The organism is Modestobacter marinus (genome assembly GCF_011758655.1).
GTDB classification, from domain to species: domain Bacteria; phylum Actinomycetota; class Actinomycetes; order Mycobacteriales; family Geodermatophilaceae; genus Modestobacter; species Modestobacter marinus.
The window spans coordinates 916630-940202 of sequence record NZ_JAAMPA010000001.1 but is presented as its reverse complement, the minus strand read 5'-3'; the positions used below and the strand labels follow the sequence as shown (position 1 = coordinate 940202).

General features: G+C 74.4%; 17 protein-coding genes. 9 read left to right on the top strand and 8 right to left on the bottom strand.

The annotated features are described in order from the left end of the window. Positions 1-4: 4 nt before the first annotated feature. Positions 5-1345, bottom strand: a complete 1341-nt coding sequence (locus FB380_RS04425) for a Wzz/FepE/Etk N-terminal domain-containing protein (protein ID WP_166754016.1) — start codon at positions 1343-1345, stop codon at positions 5-7. A 143-nt stretch (positions 1346-1488) separates the two neighbouring features. Here FB380_RS04425 and FB380_RS04420 point away from each other — a divergent pair, with 143 nt between their 5' ends. The 5 genes from FB380_RS04420 to FB380_RS24470 all read left to right on the top strand — a co-directional run bounded on the left by FB380_RS04420 (position 1489) and on the right by FB380_RS24470 (position 11984). Further along, positions 1489-2421, top strand: a complete 933-nt coding sequence (locus FB380_RS04420) for a glycosyltransferase family protein (protein ID WP_166754015.1) — start codon at positions 1489-1491, stop codon at positions 2419-2421. Beyond that, positions 2418-3686 carry an O-antigen ligase family protein gene (locus FB380_RS25840; RefSeq protein WP_166754014.1) on the top strand — a complete coding sequence of 423 codons (1269 nt, stop codon included), beginning with the start codon at positions 2418-2420 and terminating at the stop codon, positions 3684-3686. Before FB380_RS04420 ends, FB380_RS25840 begins: the two co-directional genes overlap by 4 nt. Next, positions 3676-4935, top strand: coding sequence for an MATE family efflux transporter (locus FB380_RS04410; RefSeq protein WP_166754013.1), 1260 nt, complete (start codon positions 3676-3678; stop codon positions 4933-4935). Before FB380_RS25840 ends, FB380_RS04410 begins: the two co-directional genes overlap by 11 nt. A 270-nt stretch (positions 4936-5205) precedes the next feature. After that, on the top strand, positions 5206-10968 hold the full coding sequence (locus FB380_RS24080; protein WP_208382752.1) for a pectinesterase family protein: 5763 nt from the start codon (positions 5206-5208) through the stop codon (positions 10966-10968). Between the two features lie 149 nt (positions 10969-11117). Next, on the top strand, positions 11118-11984 hold the full coding sequence (locus FB380_RS24470; protein WP_166754012.1) for a WecB/TagA/CpsF family glycosyltransferase: 867 nt from the start codon (positions 11118-11120) through the stop codon (positions 11982-11984). A 10-nt stretch (positions 11985-11994) separates the two neighbouring features. Here FB380_RS24470 and FB380_RS04380 read toward each other — a convergent pair whose 3' ends face one another. The 7 genes from FB380_RS04380 to FB380_RS04350 all read right to left on the bottom strand — a co-directional run bounded on the left by FB380_RS04380 (position 11995) and on the right by FB380_RS04350 (position 18469). Continuing rightward, positions 11995-13110, bottom strand: coding sequence for an NAD(P)/FAD-dependent oxidoreductase (locus FB380_RS04380; protein ID WP_166754011.1), 1116 nt, complete (start codon positions 13108-13110; stop codon positions 11995-11997). Between the two features lie 10 nt (positions 13111-13120). Next, positions 13121-13693 carry an LOG family protein gene (locus FB380_RS04375; RefSeq protein ID WP_166754010.1) on the bottom strand — a complete coding sequence of 191 codons (573 nt, stop codon included), beginning with the start codon at positions 13691-13693 and terminating at the stop codon, positions 13121-13123. Positions 13694-13779: 86 nt separating this feature from the next. After that, the gene (locus tag FB380_RS04370) at positions 13780-14235 is read right to left on the bottom strand and encodes a MaoC family dehydratase (RefSeq protein ID WP_166754009.1); all 456 of its coding nucleotides are present in this window, start codon (positions 14233-14235) and stop codon (positions 13780-13782) included. Then, positions 14232-15776 carry an acyl-CoA synthetase gene (locus FB380_RS04365; RefSeq protein ID WP_166754008.1) on the bottom strand — a complete coding sequence of 515 codons (1545 nt, stop codon included), beginning with the start codon at positions 15774-15776 and terminating at the stop codon, positions 14232-14234. Before FB380_RS04365 ends, FB380_RS04370 begins: the two co-directional genes overlap by 4 nt. Further along, the gene (locus FB380_RS04360; protein ID WP_166756036.1) at positions 15773-16636 is read right to left on the bottom strand and encodes an amidohydrolase family protein; all 864 of its coding nucleotides are present in this window, start codon (positions 16634-16636) and stop codon (positions 15773-15775) included. Before FB380_RS04360 ends, FB380_RS04365 begins: the two co-directional genes overlap by 4 nt. An 8-nt stretch (positions 16637-16644) precedes the next feature. After that, a complete protein-coding gene (locus FB380_RS04355; RefSeq protein ID WP_166754007.1) occupies positions 16645-17553 on the bottom strand; it encodes an SDR family NAD(P)-dependent oxidoreductase in 909 nt (302 codons plus the stop codon). Between the two features lie 61 nt (positions 17554-17614). Next, complete coding sequence (locus tag FB380_RS04350) at positions 17615-18469, bottom strand: PaaX family transcriptional regulator (RefSeq protein ID WP_229681971.1); 855 nt, start codon at positions 18467-18469, stop codon at positions 17615-17617. Between the two features lie 169 nt (positions 18470-18638). Between FB380_RS04350 and FB380_RS26315 the strand changes: the two genes are divergently transcribed. From FB380_RS26315 to FB380_RS04330, 4 genes are read left to right on the top strand one after another with little or no spacing between them, the layout of a single operon-like run. Then, entirely contained in the window at positions 18639-20201 is a 1563-nt protein-coding gene (locus FB380_RS26315; RefSeq protein WP_166754006.1) for an ATP-binding cassette domain-containing protein, read from the top strand. 31 nt (positions 20202-20232) lie between these two features. Then, the gene (locus FB380_RS04340) at positions 20233-21126 is read left to right on the top strand and encodes a branched-chain amino acid ABC transporter permease (RefSeq protein WP_166754005.1); all 894 of its coding nucleotides are present in this window, start codon (positions 20233-20235) and stop codon (positions 21124-21126) included. Further along, positions 21119-22294: a branched-chain amino acid ABC transporter permease gene (locus FB380_RS04335; protein WP_166754004.1), complete on the top strand. Its 1176-nt coding sequence runs from the start codon at positions 21119-21121 to the stop codon at positions 22292-22294. The genes FB380_RS04340 and FB380_RS04335 overlap by 8 nt, the downstream gene beginning before the upstream one ends. Then, complete coding sequence (locus FB380_RS04330) at positions 22291-23562, top strand: ABC transporter substrate-binding protein (protein WP_166754003.1); 1272 nt, start codon at positions 22291-22293, stop codon at positions 23560-23562. The genes FB380_RS04335 and FB380_RS04330 overlap by 4 nt, the downstream gene beginning before the upstream one ends. Positions 23563-23573: the final 11 nt, after the last annotated feature.

The following is a 23573-nucleotide window of genomic DNA, read 5'->3' as shown; positions in this document are numbered from 1 at the left end:
GGGGTCAGCCGAGCCGGTGGGGGACCGGCCGCCGCGACGGCCGGTCGGCGGACTCCAGGACGGCGCCGACCAGCGGCGCACCGAGCGTGTCGAGGAGGGAGGTGACGTCGTGCAGCTCGCGCCGCGTCGTGCTCCCGGCCCGGACGGCCAGGACCACGCCGTCGCTGAGCGTGGTCAGCGACGCCGCACCCGACCGCCGGTCCAGCGGCGGGGGCACCACGATGGTGACGTCGGCGTCGCCGGACACCCGGGTCAGCACCTCGGCCATCCGCGGGCCGTCGAGCAGGTCCTCGCCCCCCGCCTCCGGCGCCCGGCCGGCCGGCAGCACCCGCAGGCCGTTCGGGCCCGGCCGCAGGGCCTCCTGCAGCGGGAGGCGCCCGGCGAGCACCTCGGCCAGGCCGGGCGTCTGCTCGGGCAGGCCGAGCAGTCCCGCCGCGCCGGGGGACCACAGGTCGGCCTCGACGAGCACCGTGCGCAGCCGTGCCGCGGCGAAGACCCGCGCCAGGTCCCACCCCAGGGCGGCGGTGTCGGCGCGTGCGGTCGTGCCGAGCACGGTGACGGTGCGGGGTGCCGGGGTGCGGCGGCCGGGCCGGTCCCCGAGGTGGGCGCGGATCCGGCGCAGCGCCTCGCCGCGGTCCGGGGCCGGCCCCTCGGTCGCGTCCCGGTGCCGCCGGTCGCGCGGCGGGACGACGCCGAGGACGGGGACACCGGCCGCGGACAGCTCGTCGGCGTCCCGGACGGTGTCGTCCAGCGACTCGCGCAGGAACGCGACGGCGACGCCGACGGCCAGCCCGAGCAGGGCGCCGACGGTGAGCAGCACCGCGGTGGTCGGTGCGGTGGGGGTGGTCGGCAGCGCCGCCGGGCGGATGGTGCTGACCTGCACCGTGTCGACGGCGGCCCCCGGTGCGTCCTCCAGCTCGGCCAGCAGCGCGGAGAACGCGTCCCCGACCGCGTTGGCGATGTCCTGGGCGCGCTCGGGAGAGGGGTCGCTGACCCGCACGGTGAGCAGCACCGTCTCCGCGGGCACCTCGACCGTCATCTCCCCGGCCACCTCGGCGCCGGTCAGCTCCAGGTCGAGGCGCTCGGCGACCCGCTCCCCGAGCAGCGGGCTGCCCAGCACGGCGGCGTAGGACTGCATGCGCTGCTGCAGGTAGGCGGTGTCCTGCCGGGTCACCACGCCCTCGTCGGCCTCCTCCGAGGCGCCGAGGAACAGCTGCGACTCGGCGACGTAGACCGGGGTGCGCAGCAGCGACCAGGCCAGGGCCAGGGCGACGCCGAGGACGACGCACAGCGCGATCGGCAGTGCGCCGTGGCGGAGCGCGCGGGAGATCTCGCGGAAGGTCATGGAGGTGCCTCATCAGATCGACGGTGTCCCGGTGGCGACGTCCGCACCTGTACCGTGCCCTCGGTGGCGCCGAGCCGACGTAGCGTAACCAGCCGTTCGCAGGAAGTCGCGAACGGCGCACGTACGTGGGCACGGAGGCGTCAGTGACCGGCACGGACAGCACGGCTGGGCCGGGCGTGGCGACCGGCCGGGTCGGGGTGGTCTGCGTGCTGCACGGCGACCCGGAGGTGCCGGGGTGGCTGTTCGCGCTCGCCCGGGCCGTGCCCCTGGTGCTCGTGGTCAACGACCCGGGGCCCGGGCGGTACGCCCGCCTCCCCGCGGCCGCGACCACGCTGGTCAACGACGAGCCGGCGGGCTTCGCGGTGAACGTGGACCGGGGCGTCGACGCCCTCCTCGAGGCCGCGCCGGTCGACGTCCTGCTGAGCGTCAACTTCGACCTGGAGCTCGAGCCGGGCGTCGTCGACACGCTGGTGGCCGCGCTGGACCGGCACCCGGAGGTGGCGGCCGTGGGTCCGCTGCTGACCGGGTACGACGGCGAGCCGGTGTTCAGCTCCGGCCGGCTGCCCCGCCCGGCGCTGGAGTTCCTGCGCGCCGCCGGCCTGCGCCAGGGCCGGCTGCTGCAGTGGCAGCGCCTGCTGCTGCGCCGCTCGGCCGCCTGGCGCGAGCGCAACTCCGGTGCCGCCCGCGCCGGAGCCAGCAGCGCCCCGGTCCGGCTGCTGCAGGACGGCGAGTACCTGCCGTGGACGTGCGTGGCGGTGCGCCGCGCGGCCTGGACGTCGGTGGGACCGCTGGACCGCCGCTTCCGGCTGTACGCCGAGGACATCGACTGGTCGGTGCGGGCTGTCGCGGCCGGCTGGCGGCTGGGCCTGGTCACGCCCGACACCCCGGTCCTGCACGCCGAGCGCTGGACCCGCAGCCCGACCACCGACGCCTGGTACGAGGCCAGCCACGTCCGGCTGCACCGCAAGCACGGCTGGACGGCGAGCGGCCGGGCCCAGCGGGCCGGTCTCGCGCTGCGCCGGTGGACGCCGCTGCGGTGGGTCAGCCCGCTGGTCTGGTCGGAGACGCGCCGGTGACCTCCCCGGCGCTGTCCCGCCGCTTCGTCCTGGGCTACGCAGCCCTCTGGCTCGCCGGTGCGGGCTTCCTGTGGTGGCCGTGGCTGCTGGTCCGGTTGCTGCTGCGTGCCCGCGCCGACCACCGGCCGCCGCTGCTGCTGACCGGGGTGGCGGGCTTCCTCGGGCTCAGCCTGCTGCTCGCGATCGTCCAGGACCCCCCGGCGGGGCGGGTGCTGGGCGCCGCGCTCAACCTGCTCGTCTGGGTCTGCCTGGTGCTGCTGGTCGCCGCCCGGCCCTCCCGGCGACAGCTCGCCGAGGCCGCCGCGGGCCTGGTGGGGCTGGCCCTGGTCCAGGCCGCGCTGACGTTGCTCGCCCTGCTGGTCTACCCGCGGGCGCAGGACCTCGTGCTCCCGCTGGGCCGGCTGCTGCCCGACTCCGTGCTGGCCGACCCCAGCATCTCCGCCTTCGCGATCACCCACCTCGCGTTCCCGGACTACTTCGCGATGCCGGTCGTCCGCAGCGGCGGCATCCTCGGCAACCCGACCTGGGGCGGCGCGCTCGCCGCGCTCGGGATCCTGCTGCTGCTGGTGGACCCGTTCGGGCTGCGGCGGCCAGGGGTGCGGGGCTGGGCGCTCACGGCCGCGGGCGTCGTCGTCCTGCTGCCGTCGCTGGTGCTGTCGTACTCGCGCAACACCGTGCTCGCCCTGCTGGTCGCCCTGGTCGCGGCCGGGGCGGTGCTGCTGCGGCGCCGGATGGGCGCCCCCGGCTTCGCCGCCCTGCTGTCGCTGTCGGTCGCCGGTGCGGTCGCCGTCCTGGCGGTGCTGCCGGTCCCCGCGTTGATCGCGTCGCTGAACGGCACCCGGGCCGGGTCCGCCGAGACCCGCGGCGAGATCTACCTGATCACCCTGGACCGGGTGCTGAGCTCGCCCACCCCGCTGCTCGGCTCCGGGGTCAAGGAGCGGGTGCCCGGGCTGGTGGCCAGCCTGGGCAGCCACAGCAGCTACCTCGGGCTGCTCTACCGCGGCGGCGCCGTCGCCCTGCTGCTCTTCGTGGCCGCGCTGGTCGTGGCGGGCTGGGTGGCCTGGCGGCGCGCCGAGGCGGCGGCGCTGGCGCTGGTCGTCTTCACCGCGGTCTGGTCGGTGGCCGAGGACGTCGACGTGGGGCACTTCGTCCCCCTCGCGCTGGTGCTCGCGCTCGGCCTGCTCCGGGAGCCGGGGCCGGCGGACGCCCCCCCGGCGGCCGACTCCGTGCCGCTGCCCGCCGCGTCCGGTGTCCGTGTCGGCTGATCAGGCCGTCCCCGGGGAGGAGGTGCGCCCGGGGCGCCAGCGGCTGTTCACCCTGCTCGACCAGGGGCTGTCCAGCGTCACCAACTTCGCCCTCTCCCTGGTCGCCGCCCGCGAGCTGGCCCCCACCGAGCTCGGCGCCTTCGCCGTCGCCGTGGCCACCTACCTGATCCTGCTGGGCCTGGTGCGGGCCGCCTGCGGGGAGACCCTGCTGGTCCGGCACGCCGGCGCCCCGGCCGGCGACTGGCCGGTGCTGACCCGGGCGGTCACCGGGCTGGCCGCGGCAGGGGGGTGCCTGGCCGCGCTCCTGGTGGCGGGGGCCGGGCTGGCGATCGGTGGCCGGGTCGGGCCGGCCCTGGTCGTGCTCGCGCTGACGCTGCCCGCGCTGCTGGTGCAGGACGCCTGGCGGTACTGCCTGCTGGGCGCCGGGCGCGCCGGGGCGGCGTCGGCGCTGGACGGTGTCTGGGTGGTGCTGCTGGTCCCCGCGTTCGCCCTGCCGCTGGTCACCGACCGGGTGAGCGCCCCGTCGCTGCTGCTGGCCTGGGGGGTCGCGGGTGCGGCGTCGCTGCCGCTGGCGGTGCTGCTGGACCGGGTGCGCCCGGACGTCGCCCTGGGCCGGCGGTTCCTGCGCGAGAACGCGCAGCTGATCCGGCGCTACTGCCTCGAGTCGCTCACCGGCTTCGGCGCCTACCAGCTGCTCGTCTACGGGCTCGCCGCGCAGTTCGGCCTGGCGCTGGCCGGCGCGCTCCGGCTGGCGCTGACCGCGCTCAGCCCGGTGAACGTGCTGTTCCAGGGCGCGTACACGATCGCCACCGTGCGGAGCGTGCAGCTGCGCGGCCGGGGTGCGGGGCCGCACCTGCGCTGGTCGGTCACCGTCGGCGCGACGCTGGCCGGTGTGGCGGTGCTCTGGACGGGCGTGCTGCTCGTGCTGCCGACGGGGGCGGTGAGCGCCGTGCTCGGGCCGGAGTGGCCGGAGGTCCGGGGGGTGGTGGCCGTGCTGGGGCTCTGGCTGGTGGCCATCGGGGTCCAGTCGGGGGCGGCCACCGGGCTGCACGGGCTGGTCGACTCCGGCCGCAGCCTGGCCGCCCAGCTGACGTCCGCACCCGCACTGCTGGTCCTGGCCTGGGCCGGCGCCGCGCTGGCCGGCGTCCAGGGCGTCGCGGTGGGCTACGTGGCGGCCGGGGTGGTCTCCGGGGTCGTCTGGTGGAGCCTCTACCGCCGCTCGCTGCGGCTGGGCCCCGCGCCCGCCTGAGCGACGCGTGCTGCCCGTCAAGGGCCCTTCCGTTCAATGAAAAGTCGCTCACGTTGTGTAGTCGGGGACCGGCACTACTGCGAGTGACCGGCCACCCGAACAGGTGAAACGGGCCTCAACCGCCTGAACGCTGATGACTCAGCGTTGCCTGGGGCGCAATCGGAGTCGTAGCGTTCCGCGGCGAAACCCCGATCGCCCAGTGGTGTGCGGATCGGCGTGTCGCCGTCCTCGGAGCCTGTCTCCTCGGCCCCTGCAGAGAAGAGCTCGTCTGTGTCTCGCACTTCCCGCCCGCCCGCACTCGTGTCCCGTGCCGGCGGCGCCACCCTGGCGGCCGCGGCGCTGCTCGGCAGCGTCGTCGTCGGGGTGCCCAGCGCCGCCGCTGCCACCGGCTCGACCGCCGTGGCCGACTTCGACGGGGACGGCGCCAGCGACCTCGGCGTCTTCCGGCCGGCCGAGGGCCGCTTCCTGATCGAGGGCCAGGACGCCACGTGGTGGGGCGGCGAGGGAGACCTCGACGTCTCCGCCGACTACGACGGCGACGGCACCACCGACATCGCGGTGTTCCGCCCCTCGACCGGGCAGTGGTTCGTCGACGGCGGTGCCACCTCGTGGTGGGGCGAGGCCGGCGACGTGGCCGTGCCGGCGGACTACGACGGCGACGGTGCGGCCGAGATCGCGGTGTTCCGCCCCTCGACCGGGCAGTGGTTCGTCGACGGCGGTGCCACCTCGTGGTGGGGCGGCGCCGGCGACGTGGCCGTGCCGGCCGACTACGACGGCGACGGTGCGGCCGAGATCGCGGTGTTCCGCCCCTCGACCGGGCAGTGGTTCGTCGAGGGCGGTGCCACCTCGTGGTGGGGCGGCGCCGGTGACGTGGCCGTGCCGGCGGACTACGACGGTGACGGTGCGGCCGAGGTCGCGGTGTTCCGCCCGGAGACCGGGCAGTGGTTCGTCGAGGGTGGCGCCAGCACGTACTGGGGCGGCGCCGGCGACGTGGCGGTGCCGGCGGACTACGACGGCGACGGTGCGGCCGAGATCGCGGTCTTCCGCCCCTCGTCCGGGCAGTGGTTCGTCCAGGACGGCGCCAGCACGTACTGGGGCGGCGAGGGCGACCTCGCGCTGACCCGCGGCCTGGGCGCCCGCCAGGCGACGGCCGCCGCGCCGGTCGAGGACACCGAGGCCCCGGCCGCGCCGGCCGACGTCCGCACCGTGCTGGGCGACAGCTCGGTCACGGTCACCTGGGCGGCCTCCGCCGAGGGCGACCTCGCCGGGTACGACGTCCAGCGCACCGCCGACGGCGGCGAGCCGGTCGAGCTGACCGACGCGGTCGTCGAGGGCACCTCCTTCACCGACTCCACCGCCACGGTCGGGACCCGGTACTCCTACACGGTCACCGCCACCGACACCGCGGACAACACCTCGGACGCTTCCGCTGCCGCCGTCGCCACCCCGGTGGACGCCGACGTCGTCGTGGCCGCCGACGGCTCCGCGGACGCCACGACGGTGCAGGCCGGCGTCGACCTGGTGCCGAACAACGCCGACCACCGGGCCGACCCCAAGCTGGTGCTGGTCCAGCCGGGCACCTACGAGGGCCTGGTCGCCTCGGGCAACCGGTACGGCGTCACGATCATGGGCGCGACGACCGACCCCGCCGACACGGTCCTCACCGCCGCCGACGCGGTGAACCCGACCGTCTCCCTCTCCGGCCACGAGTGGTCGCTGCTGAACCTCACCGTGGCGAACACCAACGGCACCGGGGTCGCCGGCGCCCAGGCCACCGCGCTGAAGGTCAACTCCGGTGACCGCGACGTGTTCGACAACGTCGCCTTCCTCGGCAACAAGCAGACCCTGCAGCTGCAGACGGCGAACACCACCACCTACAGCCGGCTCTACTTCACGAACGCCTACGTCGAGGGTGGCCAGGACACGATCCTCGGCCGCGCGGTCGCCGTCTTCGAGGACAGCACGATCCACGTGCTCGACCAGCCCGGCGCTGCCCTCACCGACTCGGCGGTCAGCTCGGCGCACCCGTACGGCTTCCTGATCACCGACAGCGAGATCGTCACCGACGGGGCCGCCGGCTCGATCTACCTGGGTCGCCCCTACCCGGCCAGCACCGTGTCGCAGGCACAGGTGACGATCCGCGGCACCGAGCTCGGTGCGGCGATCAACACCGCCCAGCCGTGGAAGGACTGGAACGCCACCACGCCGTGGACCTCGGGTCGCTTCTCCGAGTACCAGAACACCGGCCCGGGCGCGACGGTCAACGCCAACCGCCCGCAGCTGACCGACGAGCAGGCCGCGCAGTACACCAAGGCCGCCTACCTCGCCGGCACCGACGGCTGGGCCCCGGTCGGGCAGCAGCTGCCCACCGAGCCGGCCGACACCACCGCCCCCGCGGTCCCCGCCGGCCTGACGGCCACCGCCGGCGACGCCCAGGTCGAGCTGACCTGGACGGCGAACACCGACAGCGACCTCGCCGGCTACGACCTCTACCGGGCCGCGGGCGGCACCGTCGAGGTGACGGCTGCGAACAAGGTGAACACCGCGCTGCTCACCGGCTCCTCCTACACCGACCGTGCGGTGGTCAGCGGCACCGGGTACGCCTACGTGCTCGTCGCCGTCGACGGCTCGGGCAACGCGTCGGCCGCCTCGGCGACCGTTTCGGCCACCCCGACCGGTGAGGTGCTGCCGCCGCACGACCTGCTGGTCGCGCAGGACGGTTCCGGTGACTTCACCACCGTGCAGGCCGCTGTCGACGCCGCCGGCGCCGGCACGGCGGGCGACCCGGTCGCCATCGCGGTCAAGCCGGGCACCTACCGCGAGCTGGTCAGCATCACCAAGGGCAACATCTCGCTGTTCGGCACCACCGGCACCGCCACCGACGTCGTGCTGACCTACGACAACGCGGCCGGCACGACCAACCCGGCCACCGGGTCGGCGTACGGCACCGGGAACAGCCAGACCGTGCTGGTCAAGGGCAACGACGTCACGGTCAGCGACCTGACGATCGAGAACGCCTTCGACGAGGCGGCTGCGACGTTCAAGGACAAGCAGGCGGTCGCGCTGAACACCACCGGCGACCGGCTGGTCTTCGACGGCGTCCGGCTGCTGGGCAACCAGGACACGCTGCTGGTCAACTCCGGCGACGCCAACGTCGTCGCCCGGTCCTACTTCGTGGACAGCTACGTCGAGGGCGACGTCGACTTCGTCTTCGGCCGGGGCACCGCGGTGTTCGACCGCAGCACGATCCACGCGCTGACCCGGGGCAGCAGCTCCAACAACGGCTACCTCACCGCCGCGAGCACCGCGGACGACAACCGGTACGGGATCCTGATCACCAACTCCACGGTGACCAGCGACGCCCCGGCGGAGACCTTCTCCCTCGGCCGCCCGTGGCGCGGCTGGAGCGACGACTACACGAAGAACGGCGTCGAGATGCCGAACTCGCGTGGTCAGGTCGTCATCCGCGAGACCGAGCTGCCGGCCGCGATCCGGACCAGCCAGCCGTGGGCCGACATGTCCCCGAACCTGTGGACCGACGGCCGCTTCGCCGAGTACCAGAACACCGGTGCGGGCGCGACGGTGAACGCCAACCGCCCGCAGCTCTCGGTCGCCGGGGCCACCGACTACACCAAGTGGGACTACCTGGCCGGCGAGGACGGCTGGAACCCCACCGGTGCCGAGGAGCCGGCCACCGGCGACATCACCGCCCCGGCGGCACCGGCCGGCCTCATCGCCTCGGCGGACGCCGCTGGTGTGGCCGTGACCTGGACGGCGAACGGCGAGGCCGACCTGGCCGGGTACCACGTGTACCGGGCCACCGGCAGCACGGTCGAGGCCATCGCGGCCAACCAGCTCACCACCGAGCTGCTGACCGAGGTCGGCTACACCGACACGGCCGTCGCCCCTGGCGTCGAGTACAGCTACCTGGTGACCGCGGTGGACACCACCGGCAACGTGTCGGCCGCCTCGGCGCCGGTCACGCTGACCACCACCGGGACCCCGCTGCCCGACCACGACCTGCTGGTCGCCCAGGACGGCTCGGGTGACTTCACCACCGTCCAGGCCGCGGTCGACGCGGCCGGCGCGGGCACCGCGGCCGACCCGGTCGTCATCGCGGTGACCCCGGGTGAGTACCGCGAGGTCGTCACCATGTCCCGCAACCACGTGACCCTCATCGGGACCACCGGCAACGCCGCGGACGTCGTCATCGTGGAGGACAACGCGGCGGGCACGCAGAAGCCGGACGGCTCCGGCACCTACGGCTCCTCCGGCAGTGCCACCGTGCTCATCAAGGGCAGCGACATCACCGTCCGGGACCTCACGTTCGCCAACGACTTCGACGAGGCCACCTCGACGCTGTCGGCGCAGCAGGCCCTGGCGCTCAAGACCCAGGGCGACCGGCTGGTGTTCGAGGACGTCCGGTTCCTGGGCGACCAGGACACCCTGATGGTCGACTCGCCCGGGACGGGCGTGCAGGCGCGGTCGTACTTCGTGGACAGCTACGTCGAGGGTGACGTGGACTTCATCTTCGGCCGGGGCACCGCGGTGTTCGACCGGAGCACGATCTTCGCGTCCACCCGGGGCAGCAGCTCCAACAACGGCTACCTGACGGCCAGCAGCGTCGACATCAGCCTCCCGTACGGGATCCTGATCACCGACAGCAACGTGGAGAGCGACGCCCCGGCGGGCAGCTTCCACCTCGGCCGGCCGTGGCACCCCAGTGGTGACGTGAACGCGATCGCCCAGGTCGTCATCCGCGACACCGAGCTGCCCGCGGCGATCAAGTCCGCGCCGTGGACGGACATGAGCGGGTTCTCCTGGACCGAGGCCCGGTTCTTCGAGTACCAGAACACCGGCCCGGGCGCCGGGGTGAACGAGAACCGTCCGCAGCTGACGGCCGCCGAGGCCGAGCAGTACACCAAGTGGGACTACCTGGCCGGCAAGGACGGCTGGAACCCCACCGGTGAGGACGAGCCGGCGCCGTCGGACACCACCGCGCCGGCCGTGCCGGCCGGGCTGGCCGCCGCGGTGGCACCGGGTGCGGTGACGCTGGACTGGGCGGACGACGCCGAGGGCGACACCGCCGGGTACGTCGTCTACCGCGCGCTCAGCGAGACGGGCACCTACGCCCGGCTCACCAGCACCCCGATCACCGCCTCGACCTACGTGGACAACACCGTCCCGGTCGGCTCCACCGGCTGGTACCGGGTGACCGCGGTCGACGTCACGGGCAACGAGTCCGCGGCGGCCACGGTGAGCGCGACGGTGACCGAGGGCAGCGGCGAGACCCGCCCGCTCAGCGTCTTCGTGATCGGTGACTCGACCGCGTCGGTCTACCAGGCCAACGAGGGCCCGCGGACCGGCTGGGGTCAGGCGCTGGGGCTGTTCACCACCGAGGACGCCACGGTGGTCGACTACGCCAAGTCCGGGGCCAGCTCCAAGGACTACTACGACAGCGGCCTGTTCGACCGGACGCTGGCGGAGATCCAGCCGGGTGACTTCCTGCTCATCTCCTTCGGTCACAACGACCAGAAGGCCGACGACCCGAGCCGGTACACCGACCCCTACGGCACCTACCAGGAGTACCTGCAGAAGTACGTCGACGGTGCCCGGGCCAAGGGTGCGACGCCGGTGCTGGTGACCCCGGTGGAGCGCCGCCGGTTCGACGAGGCGGGGGTCGCCAAGACCACCCACGGCGAGTACCCGGCCGCGATGCGGGCGCTGGCCGCCGAGCAGGGCGTCGCGGTGGTCGACCTGACCGCCATGAGCACCGACCTGTGGAACGAGCTGGGGCCGGAGGGGACGAAGGACTACTTCCTCCACGTCGCGCCGGGCGAGTACCCGAACTACCCCGACGGCCGCGCGGACGACACCCACTTCCAGGCGCGGGGGGCGATCGAGCTGGCTCGCATCGTCGCCACGTCCCTGGCCGAGCAGGGCGTGCTGCCCGCGGGTGGCGCCTACTTCCAGCGGCTGGACGGCGCCGTCGCCGACGACGAGATCGTCTGGCCGGCCAAGCGCCCGATCTGACCCGACGGGGTCCTCGTCACCCGGCTGGGTGGGCCGGCTCCTGCCAGCCCACCCGGCCGGGTGACGTACCCGCCCGCGGACGAGCACCGGGGCTCGCTCGCGGGTGAACTGGACGTGCACAACAGGAACGGACGAGGCGAGGACAGCGCGTGCGCACCCCGGAGACACCACCGCTCGGCTCGGTCGTCGACTTCACCACCGAACGGGCCCTCCGCCGGGGCGAGCCGGTCACCCGGCCCGCTGCGGACCCCCGGACCGACCCCGTCGCCGAGGTGGCCGGCCACCTCGCCCGGCTGCACGACAGCGGCCAGCCGGTGGTCACCGTCTCCTGGGTGAACCACCACAGCGCCCTGGAGCTGCTGCACGCTGCGCCCGAGCTGCTGGGGCGGCTCACCTACCTCGGCGTCGACGGGCTCTTCCTGCGCAGCCTGCTGGGCGGCGGCCTGGTGCCCCGCACCAGCGCGGACCTCGTCCTCCCGGAGCTGCTGGGTCGGCTCCGGGCACCGCGGGTCGCCGTCGTCGGCGGGCGCCCGGAGGACGTCGCGAGCCTGCGGCGCGCGGTGGCCGCGCTGCTCCCCGCGGACGGCGAGATCGTCTCCGTCCGGGACGGCTACGCCGGCCGGCCGGCGCCCGAGGACATGGACGTCTGGCTGGCCCGCACCCGGCCGACGGTGGTGCTGGCCGGGCTCGGCGCACCGCTGCAGGAGCAGTTCGTCCTGGACGTCGCCCGGTACCTGCCGCAGGGGCTGGTGCTCACCTGCGGGGGCTTCCTCGACCAGGTGCAGCAGGCCGGCTACTACCCCGCCTGGGCCTACCCGCTGAAGCTGAACTGGCTGGTGCGGCTGGCCCGGGAGCCCCAGCGGATGTGGCGGCGGTACTCGGTCGAGGCGGTGGCGGCGCTCCGGGCCCGGGCCGCGTTGCGCGCCGAGGTGCTGGGCGCAGCGGGCTTCCGCCGGCTGCGCTGGTACGCCTGGCCCGAGGTCGACCAGCGGCCCGCCGAGGCCACCAGCTCCTGAGCGTGCGCGGTCAGCGCAGTCCGCGCACCGTGGCGGCGAGGGTCCGGGCGGTGAGCCGCCCGTCGGCCAGCCCGAGGGCGACGACGTCGTCGAAGACCCCCTGGTCGGCCTGCGCCGCGCGCACGGCGGCGTCCATCAGCACCGGCCACCGGCTCAGCTGGGAGGTCACCGACGAGGCCCGGAGGTGCCCGCCGAGGCGGCGGCGCAGCAGCTGCCGGTGCACCTCACCGGCCCGCCGGCCGGAGCCGGCGGCCGTGCCGGCCAGCGCGCCGGAGAGCACGGCGTAGAAGATCCCCTCCCCGGTGAGCGGGTTGATCAGTGACTGCGCATCCCCGGCCAGCAGCACCCGGCCGCCGGGCAGCCGGGGCCGGCCGGTCGACAGCGGCAGCCGGTGCGCGCGCAGCCCCTCCGGCTGCACCCCGGGGAGCATCCGGTGCAGCCCGGCGACCAGCTCGGTGCGGGTCACCCCGCCGGAGACGAGCTCGCCGTAGCCGACGTTGGCCCGCCCGTCGCCGAGCGGGAAGGACCAGGCGTAGGCCGGCCACCGCTGGTCGGTGGTGGTCACCACCTGCACGCCGTCGGTGCCGGGGAGCACCGGCGCGTAGCCGCGGATCGCGATGGCCAGCCGGTCCGGCGGGTTGGGGGCCACCCCGAGCGCGCGGCGCACCACCGACTCGGCGCCGTCGGCGCCCACCAGCACCCCGGCCCGGACGGCGCCGTCGACCTCCACGTGGGTGGGGTGCACGGTGACCCGGCGGACGGTGTGCCGCCGGAACCGCACGCCGGTGGCCAGCACCTGCTCCAGCAGCCGGCCGTCGAGCACCGCCCGCGGCACGACCAGCGAGGGCCGGTGCAGCGCGCGCTCGACGGTCGTCCCGGCCGGGCTCTGCAGGCGCAGCCGGGGGACGGCGGGGAAGCCCGCGGTCAGCGCCGCGACGTCGATCCCCAGCCCGGCGAGCACGTCGAGCGCCTCGGGGGCGATCCCGTCACCGCAGACCTTGTCCCGGGGGAAGTCGGTCCGGTCGAGGACCAGCACGTCGGCGTCCGGCCGGGCCCGGCGGACGGCGGCCGCGCACGCCGCGCCGGCCGGCCCACCCCCGACGACGACGACGTCCGCGTGCTCCATGGGCAGCAGGCTAGGCGGCCGGCGGTGGAGTCCACTTGCGCGCGGGGTGCTCGTAGCCCGCGACGAAGGACAGCAGCTCCGCGGCGTCGTGCACCACGCCGAGGGCGTCGAGCCGGTTGGCGGCCAGGTAGCCGTCGTCGACCATCCGGCGCAGCTGGCCCAGCAGCGGCTGCCAGAACCCGTCGACGTCGAGGAACGCGGTGGGCTTGGCGTGCAGCCCGAGCATCCCCCAGGTCCAGGCCTCGAACAGCTCCTCCAGCGTGCCGGCGGCACCGGGCAGCGCGACGAAGGCGTCGGAGAGGTCGGCCATCACGGCCTTGCGCTCGTGCATCGTCTGCACGACCTCCAGCCGAGGCAGCCCGGGGTGGGCGACCTCGTCGTCCACCAGGTGCTGTGGGATCACCCCGACCACCTCGCCGCCGGCGGCCAGCGCCGCGTCGGCGACGACGCCCATCAGCCCCACGTCCCCCCCGCCGTAGACGATGCCGACACCGGCCCGGGCCAGCTCGGTGGCGAAGGTGGCGGCGGCCCGCTGGTGGGACGGCGGCCCGGCGTGGGACCCGGTGAAGACGGCGATGCGCACACCGCGGACGGTATGCGCATCGCCGTCGTGGCCCTCCTGCAGGGCCCGCCGCGACCTCGCGAGCGGTGGGGCAGGAGGGTCCTCCGTCAGGCGTAGGCGCGGGTGACCCACTCGGCGATGCAGACCGGCTTGTCGCCGCCCTCGCGCTCGATGGTGACGGCGAAGGTGTTCTGCAGCCCGCCGGCGACCTCCTCGACGTCCTTGAGCGTCACGCGGGCCCGGACCTTCGAGCCGACCGGCACGGGTGCGGGGAACCGGACCTTGTTCAGCCCGTAGTTCACGCCCATCTTCGAGTCGGTGATCGCGTAGGTCTGCGAGACCAGCGGCACGAGCAGCGACAGGGTCATGTACCCGTGCGCGATGGGGCCGCCGAACGGGCTCTCCGCCTTCGCCCGCTCGACGTCGACGTGGATCCACTGGTGGTCGCCGGTGGCGTCGGCGAACAGGTTGACCGCCTCCTGGGTCACCTCGTACCAGTCGCTGGTGCCCAGCTCCTGGCCCTTCAGCGCGGGCAGTTCGGCCATGGTGGTGGTGGTGCTCATGCGTCCTCCTCGATGGGTACGTACGTCTGTCGTAGGTCCGGTTTGCGGATCTTGCCGGTCGCGGTCTTGGGCAGCTCGTCCACGTAACGGACCTCCTTGGGCACCTTGAACCCGGCGAGCCGTTCCCGCAGCGCGGCGCGGAGCGCGTCCGGGTCACGGGGAGCCCCGGGCGCGGGGACGACGACGGCCAGGCCGACCTCGCCCCAGTGCGCGTCGGGCTTGCCGATGACCGCGACCTCCTGCACCTCGGGCAGCTCGAGCATCACCGACTCGACCTCGGCCGGGTACACGTTCTCACCGCCGGAGATGATCATGTCCTTGTACCGGTCGCGGATGTAGAGGTAGCCGTCCTCGTCGGTCGAGCCGGCGTCCCCGGAGTGGTACCAGCCGTCGACGATCGCGGCGGCGGTCGCCTCGGGGGCGTTCCAGTAGCCGGCCATGACGTTCGGCCCGGACAGCACGATCTCCCCGACCTCACCCGGCGGGCACTCCGTCCCGTCGGGCCGGACCACCTTGACGTCGGTGAAGAACTGCGACTTCCCCGCCGACCCCACCTTCGCCACGGCGTCCGCGCTGTCCAGGGCGGTGCCGGCCGGCGCCGACTCGGTCATCCCGTAGGCCTGCTGCACGGTCACCCCCCGCTCCAGCCAGGTACGCAGCAGCGGCAGGGGGAGCGGGGCGCCGGCGGCGCCGATGGTGCGCAGCGCCGACAGGTCGAGGGTGTCGAAGTCGGGCTGGCGGCTGAGCGCGTCGAGCATGGTGGGGACGGCGAAGAACGACGTCACCTGCTGCTCGGCGATGACCGCCAGCGTCGCCGGCGGGTCGAACCCCCGCACCAGCACGGCGCAGCCGCCGCGCAGCAGCGTCGGGTTGAGCGTCCCGTTCAGCCCGCCGATGTGGAACAGGGGGGCCAGCGCCAGGGTCCGCTCGTCCGGGGTGAAGTCGAACCCGAGCACCTGGCTCATGCACGACCAGGTCATGTTCCCGTGGGTGAGCACCGCGCCCTTGGGCCGGCCGGTGGTGCCGGAGGTGTACATGATCAGGCAGATGTCGTCGAGGCCGACCGGCTCGTCGCGCTGCACCGGCTCCGCCGCCGCCAGCAGCCCCGCCCAGTCCAGCGAGTCGGCGCCACCGGACAGCGGTGGCTCGGCGGCCACCCAGTGCCGGACGGCGGGCAGGGCCGCGCGCAGGGTGTCCGCCGTCGCCCCGTGCTCCCGGCCGTGCACGACCAGGGACGCCCCGGAGTGCTCGAGCACGTACTGCGCCTCGGGCGGGGTGAACCGCGCGTTCACCGGCACCCAGATCGCCCCGAGCTGGCCGCAGGCGTACAGCGTCTCGAGCCCGGCGGGGTGGTTGGCCCCGAACCAGGCCACCCGGTCGCCGCGCTGCACCCCCAGCTCGGCCAGGGCGGCGGCGGCCCGCCGGACTCGCAGGGCGAACTCGCCGTGCGTCGTCGTCGTCCCCTCGAACCAGAGCGCCGGCTTGCGGGGGGAGCTCCGGAGGTGCCGTTCGGGCCAGGAGCCCAGGCCGGCGTTCCTCACCGCAGTCCCAGGGCCACGATCGCGTTCTCCTTCATGATCAGCGGCCGCACCTCGTCCTTGATCTCCAGTGCCTCGAAGTCGCGGATCCAGCGTTCGGGGCGCAGCAGCGGGTAGTCGGAGCCGAAGAGCACCTTGTGCTTCAGCATGGTGTTGGCGGCGCGGACCAGCTGGGGCGGGAAATACTTCGGCGACCAGCCGGACAGGTCGATGTAGACGTTGGCCTTGTGGGTGGCCACCGAGATCGCGGCGTCCTGCCAGGGCACCGAGGGGTGGGCCATGATGATCGTCAGCCCCGGGAAGTCGGCGGCGACGTCGTCGAGCAGCATCGGGTCGGAGTAGCGCAGCTTGATCCCGCGCCCACCGGGCAGCCCGGCGCCGATCCCGGTCTGCCCGGTGTGGAACAGCGCCGGGACGCCGAGGGACTGCAGCTCCTCGTAGAGCGGGTAGACCGACCGGGAGTTGGGCTCGAAGGCCTGGATCGACGGGTGGAACTTGAACCCGCGCACCCCGTGCTGCTCGACGAGCTTGCGGGCCAGGGCGATGCCCTTGCTGCCTCGCGCCGGGTCGATCGAGCCGAACGGGATGAGCACGTCGGGGTGCTCGGCGGCGAGATCGGCGATCTCCTCGTTGGACAGCGCCGGGTGACCGGTGGCGTGCTCGATGTCGACGGTGAAGACGACGGCGGCCATGTTCGCGGCCCGGTAGTCGGCGGCGATGTCGGGCACGGTCGGGTTGTACGGGTCGCCCTTGAAGTACTTGGCGGCCGCGTCGTTGAGCTCGTCGTCCAGCGCCAGGTGGCCGTGGGTGTCGGCGTGCACGTGCGTGTGCACGTCGATCGCGACCAGCGCGTCCAGGTCCAGCTCGAGACTCACTTCGGGGGCTCCGGCAGCTGCTGGCCCACGGTCTGCTGGGAGCCCTCGAACGCCTTCGGCCACACCTCGGCGATGGCGTCGGGGGACCAGCCGGTCCCGTCGGCGAACTCGACGACGACCTCGGTGGGGTGGCTCCACAGCGCGAGCCGGTCACCGCCGATGCCCACCGCCTGCCCGGTGATGCCGCTGGCTGCGTCGGAGGCGAGGAAGGCGACCAGCCCGGCGGCGTCCTGGGGGCTGCCGAAGCCGAGCTCCTGGCGGGCGAAGGCCGGCAGCGGGTCACCGGCGGCGAGCGCGTCGACGTAGGGCTTGAGGAAGGGCACCGTCTCGGTCATCGCGGTGGCGGCGACCGGGACGACGGCGTTCACGGTGATCTCGGCGCGGGCCAGTTCCATCGCCCAGGTGCGCACCATCCCGACGATCCCGGCCTTGGCGGCGGCGTAGTTGGTCTGGCCGAAGTTGCCGACCTGGCCGGTGGGGGAGCCGATGCAGATGACCCGGCCGCCCTCGCCCTGCTCCCGCATCCGGACCGCGGCGGCGCGGGTGCAGGTGAAGGTGCCGCGCAGGTGGGTGGTGAGCACGGCGTCGAACTGCTCGTCGGTCATCTTCCACAGCGTGGTGTCGCGCAGGATGCCGGCGTTGTTGACCAGCACGTCGAGCCGGCCGAACTCGTCCACCGCCCGGTCGACCAGGGCCTGGGCGGCCTCGCTGCTGCCGACGGCGACGACCTCGGCGACGGCGGTGCCGCCGGCGTCGGTGAGGGACTGCACCGCCGCCTCGGCGACCGCGGCGTCGACGTCGTTGACGACGACGGCGGCGCCGCAGCGGGCGAGTTCGGTGGCGTAGGCGAGGCCGAGGCCCCGTCCGGATCCGGTGACGACGGCGACCTTGCCGGTCAGGTCCACGAGTGCTCCTTCGTTCGGGGGTTCGGTGGGTGGGTCGATCGGGTGGTGGGGTCCGCCGTCGTCACGGGCCGGTGGCGGCTCGGACGGTCCGGACCAGGGCGGCCTGGGCGCCGGGCCGGAGTGCGGCGAACGTCTGCTGGTAGAGCTCGGCGCTCCGCGCGGCCGGCCAGTCCGGGCCGAGGTGGAGCGCGGGCAGCCCGGGGTCGGTGCGGAGCAGCCGGAGCCAGTCGGCGATGAGCAGGGTGGCCCGCCCCAGCTCGCTGAGGTGCGCCGGTGGGGTTGCCCACGCCTGCAGGAAGGCCTGGTGGGCGGCGAGCACGGCCGGGACGTCCCAGGCCCGGTGGACCATCCCGTCGACGTCCGTGCCCGGCAGTGGCTGCGCGGCGAACCAGTCGGCCAGCGCGGCGGCGTCCTCGAGGCCGGCCTCGGCGAAGACCTCCGCGACGTCGACCGTGCCGGGGGCGATCCACAGCCCGTCGCGGAGGCCGCCGAAGCCCGCCCAGGTCAGCCGGGAGCGGACCCGGTGCCGGAGGTCGCGGAGGGTCTCCGGCATCGAGTAGCTCAGCAGCGTCCAGCCGCCCTCCGGGTGCTCGAACGGGGTGGGTGAGTCGACCCGCCGGCCGGCGCGGCTGAGCACCCCCTCACTCAGGGCGGTCAGCTGGTACCGCGCGGTGCGCCCCACCTGCGACCGCTCCAGCAGGCCGCGATGGGTCATCCGCTTGAGCGTGGCCCGGGCGGCGGCCTCGGTGACGCCGAGCTCCCCGAGCAGGTCGAGCAGCACCACCGCCGGCAGCGGCGGCAGGTCCCTGCCCAGCACGAAGCCACCGAGGAAGCCGAGCAGCAACGACTGCGGGCGGTGCGGCCCGTCAGCACCCAGGTCGGCCGACGCCGCCTGGGTGCGCACCGCTGCGTCCACGGGACCCCCTCGTCCGGAGCCGCCGGGTCACGGCTCGCGAGCACAAAGCTAGACAACTCCTTGACGCACGTCGAGACCCTCTCTAGCTTTTGTGTGACACCGAGCACGTCGGGCGCCTCGTCGCCCGGCGCTGCCCGCCCCCGCTCGGAACTGACCCGGAAGGACGGCGATGGCCGAACCGCTGCTGCGCGTCGAGCACCTCGACGTCTCCTACGACGGCGCCGTCCAGGCGCTGCGCGACGTGTCGCTGGAGGTGGGAGCCGGCTCGGTCGTCGCCGTCCTCGGCTCCAACGGCGCGGGGAAGACCTCGCTGCTGCGGGCGGTCTCCCGCGCCCTCGGCTCCTACGGCGGCGCGGTTACCGGCGGGACGATCCGCTACCAGGGCGCCGACCTGGCCGGGCTGGACACCTCCGCGGTGGTCCGGCGCGGGCTGGTCCAGGTGCCCGAGGGCCGGCGGGTGTTCCGGGACCTCACGGTCGAGGAGAACCTGCGGGCCGGTGGGTTCACCGTCCGCGACGGCAAGGCCCGCGACGAGGCCCGGGACCGGGTCTTCGACCTCTTCCCCGTGCTCGCCGAGCGCCGTGGCCAGCTCGGCGGGCTGCTGTCCGGCGGCCAGCAGCAGATGCTGGCGATGGGCCGGGCGCTGATGACCTCGCCGGAGCTGCTGCTGCTGGACGAGCCGTCGCTGGGGCTGGCCCCGCTGCTGGTCGACCAGATCGGCGAGATCGTCACCACGATCAACGCCCAGGGCACCGCCGTCCTGCTGATCGAGCAGAACGCCGTGATGGGCCTGCGGGTCGCCGACCGGGCCTACGTGCTCGAGGTCGGCCACGTCACCGCGTCGGGCAGCGCCGCCGAGCTGGCCGCCAGCGACGACGTCCGGGAGCGCTACCTGGGCGTCGCCGCGCCGGAGCGCCCGGCCACCGTGGTCGTCACCGAGCCGGGGATCCCGACCGCCGAGGCGCCCAAGCGGCTCGCCGTCGAGGAGCTGACCGTGCGCTTCGGTGGCATCTCCGCGCTGTCGGAGGTCTCCTTCGCCGTCGAGCCCGGCACCGTGCACGCGCTGATCGGGCCGAACGGGGCGGGCAAGTCCACCTGCATCAACGTGCTGGGTGGCGCCTACCGGGCCACCGAGGGGCGGGTGACCTACGGGGACGACGAGCTGACCGCCCTCCCCTCGCACCGGACCGCCGAACTCGGCGTGGCCCGCACCTTCCAGAACATCTCGCTGGCCCTCGAGGACACCGTCGAGGACAACCTGCTGGTCGGCCGGCACCGGCTGATGCGCTCCGGCGTCCTGGCCAGCGCCCTGCGCACGCCGGGAGCCCGCCGCGAGGAGCGCGCCCACCGGGCGACGGTGCGTGACATCGCCGACCTGCTGGGCCTGGGCCCCCTGCTGGACGTGCCCGTGCACAGCCTGTCCTACGGCAACCGCAAGCGGGTCGAGATGGGCCGCGCGCTGGCCGCCCGCCCGTCCCTGCTGCTGCTGGACGAGCCGGTCGCCGGGATGACCCACGGGGAGTCGCAGGAGATGGCCGAGACCATCCGCCAGGTGCGCCGGGACCTCGGCCTGTCGATCCTGCTCGTCGAGCACGACATGCCCTTCGTGATGGGGCTCGCCGAGCAGGTCACCGTCCTGGACTTCGGCAAGAAGATCGCCGAGGGCACCCCGGCGGAGGTCCAGCGCGACCCCGAGGTGCTCCGCGCCTACCTCGGGGCGTCGGCGGCATGAGCCGGCACGACGTCGGAGCGGAGGCCCCGAGATGAGCTACTTCCTCACCCAGGTGCTCAACGGCCTGTCCTACGGCCTGGTGCTGAGCCTGATCGCCGCCGGCTTCGCGATCGTCTTCACCTCGACCGGGGTGCTGAACTTCGCGCACGGCTCGATCGTGCTGCTGGGGGCCTACCTCGTGGCGGTCCTGCACCCGACGATCGGGTTCTGGCCCGCGATGCTGGTCGCGCTGCTCGGCGCCGCGCTCGTCGGGGTGCTGATCAACGCATTGCTGGTGCGCAACCTCGCCGACCCGAACCCCGGGACGGCGGCCATCCTCATGCTCGGGGTGGACATCGTGCTGCTCACCGAGCTGACCCGGCGGATCGGCAACCAGGTGCTCCCCGTGGGCGCGCCCTGGGGGGCCTCGGTGGTCCGCTTCGGCGAGATCGCGCTGCCCACCGGGCGGGTGGTGGCGGCCGGCGTGACCGTGGTCGCCTTCGCCGCCCTCTGGTACCTCTTCTCCCGCACCGACCTCGGCGTGGGCATGCGGGCCGCGGCCGCCGACGGCCCGACCGCCTCCCTCATGGGCATCCGGCTGTCCCGCACCGCGGCCACCGGCTGGGCGCTGGCGGGGGTGCTCGCCGCGGTCGCCGGCGTCTTCCTCACCTCCTTCCCCTCGCCGGGCGTCGCCCCGACCATCGCGCTCAGCGCCTTCGCCGCGATCCCCGCCTGGGTGCTCGGCGGGTTCGACTCGGTTCCCGGCGCCGTCGTCGGCGGTCTGCTCATCGGGCTCACCAGTGCCCTGGTCACCGGCTACGAGGGCGACCTCGAGGGCTTCCTCGGCACCGGCTTCGGCGAGGTCGCGCCGTACGTGGTCATGATCGTCGTCCTGCTCGTGCGGCCCTCGGGTCTGCTGGGCAGCAAGGAGGCCGTCCGTGTCTGACCACCTCCGCCGGATCGGGGGGCTCGTGCTCCTCGCCGTCGCCCTGGCCCTGCCCCTCGTGCTGAACGACTTCTGGCTGCAGACCGGGCTGTTCGTGATGGCCGCGGCCATCGGTGCGGTCGGGTTGACCCTGCTGGTCGGCGTCGCCGGGCAGCTGTCCCTGGGGCACGCGGCCTTCGCCGCGATCGGCGCCTACGTGTACGCCTGGTCCACCGGTGAGACCACGACGTCGGTCACCGGCGCCGGCCTGCCGCCGGTGCTGGGCCTGGTGCTGGCCGCACTCGTCGCGGCGGGGGTGGGGGCCGCCTTCTCGCCCGTCGCCGGCCGGCTGCGGGGCATCTACCTGGGGCTGGCCACCCTGGGGCTGGTCTTCATCGTGCGGCACCTGCTGCTCAACCTCACCGACTGGACCGGCGGGTTCACCGGCCGGTCGGTCGAGTCCTTCGCGCTGGGCGGCTTCAGCTTCAGCAACCGCGACCCCGACTACCTCGCCGTCGGTGGCGTGGAGTTCGAGGGTCTGCACCGGCTCTGGTACCTGTTCCTGCTGCTCGCGGTCGTGGCCTGCTGGCTGGCCGCGAACCTGCGCACGAGCCGCACCGGCCGGGCCTGGGCCAACGTGCGCGACTCCGAGACCGCGGCGGCCGCCATGGGCATCGGGGTGGCCCGGGCGAAGGCGGCGGCCTTCGTCGTCTCCTCCGCCTACGCCGGGACCGCCGGGGCGATGCTCGCCCTCGCCTACGGCCGGGTCGCCCCGGACGTGTTCTCCCTGACCGCGTCGGTCGACTTCCTGGTGATGATCGTGCTGGGCGGGCTGGGCTCGGTGGCCGGCGCCGTCGTCGGGGCGCTGTTCGTGACCGCGCTGCCGCTGGTGCTGGCCGAGTACAGCTCCGCGCTGCCCTTCCTCGCCGCGCCCGGCTCGGGCGGGCTGGACCCGTCCACGGCCAGCCGGATCGTCTACGGGCTGGCGATCATCGCCGTCCTGGTCTTCCTGCGCGGCGGGCTCGCCGGCGCCGCCCGGCGGCTCCGCCACCGCGGGGGCCCCGGCACAGGCGAGCCGGCCACGCCCGGGCCTGGCTCGCCCGGTCCCAGCTCACCCGACCTCGACACGTCCGACGGCGGCCACCCGGCCGCGGTCACCCACCCCCGGTCGAAGGAGACCACCCGATGAAGCACCTGCCCCGCACCTGTGCGCTCTCCGTCGCGGCTGCCGCGATGCTCGCGCTGGCCGCCTGCAGCACCACGGACCCGAACGCGTCCGGCGGTGACGGTGGCGGCGGAGCGGAGGGGGACGTGACCACCGGGGCCGGGGTGACCGACTCGGAGATCACCGTCGGCATGCTCACCGACCTGTCGGGCCCCTTCGCCGCCGGCGCCGCGGTGCAGGTCACCCAGACCAACGCCTACTGGGACCAGGTCAACGCCGACGGCGGGGTCTGCGACCGGGACGTCGTGGTCGACGTGCAGGACCACGGCTACGACCCGCAGCGCGCGGTGACCCTCTACCGCAGCATGGCGCCCGACGTCATCGCGCTGCAGCAGGTCCTCGGTGGCCCGACGAGCGCCGCGGTGCTGCCCCTGGCCGAGCAGGACGACGTGTACGTCGGCGGCGTCGGCTGGACCGGGTCCGCGCTGCAGTACGAGAACAACCAGCTCCCCGGTGCCAGCTACGCGATCGAGGCCGCCAACGCCGTCGACTACCTGGTCGACGAGCTCGGCGTGCCGGAGGGCGGCAAGATCGGCGTCGTCTACTTCGCCGGCGACTACGGCGGCGACGCCCTCGCGGGGGCGGAGCACGCCGCGGAGGAGCGGGGGGTGGAGATCGTCGCCCAGGAGATCACCTCGCAGACCACCGACCTCTCCGCGCAGGCCTCGGCGCTGGTCCAGGCCGACGTCGCGGGCGTCGTGCTCGCCGCGGCACCGACCCAGCTGGCCTCGCTCGCCGGGGTGCTGGCCACCCAGGGCGCCGACATCCCGATCGTCGGGATGAACCCGACGTTCAACCCCTCGCTGCTGGGCAGCCCGGTCGCGGACGCCCTGCTGGCCAACGCCTACAGCATCACCAGCGTCGCGCCGTACGCCTCGGACGCCCCGGGCGTCCAGGCCGCCAACGAGCTCTACGCGTCCGTCGCCCCCGAGGGCGACCTGGGCTGGGAGGTCCCGCTGGCCTACGTCCAGGCCGAGCTGCTCCGGCAGGCGCTCGAGGGCGCGTGCGAGTCCGGTGAGCTGACCCCGGAGGGCGTCGTCGCCGCCCTGCAGGAGAGCTCCTCGGTGGACACCGACGGCCTGCTGCCCGACGGGCTGGACTACTCCCAGCCCGGCCAGTCGCCCACCACCACCGTCTACGTCTCCAAGGTGGACGCCGCAGCCGAGGCCGGTCTGGCACTGCTGGACGAGTACAGCGGCCCCAGCGCGGAGTCCTTCTCCTACGGGGGCTGAGCGGTGCCGGC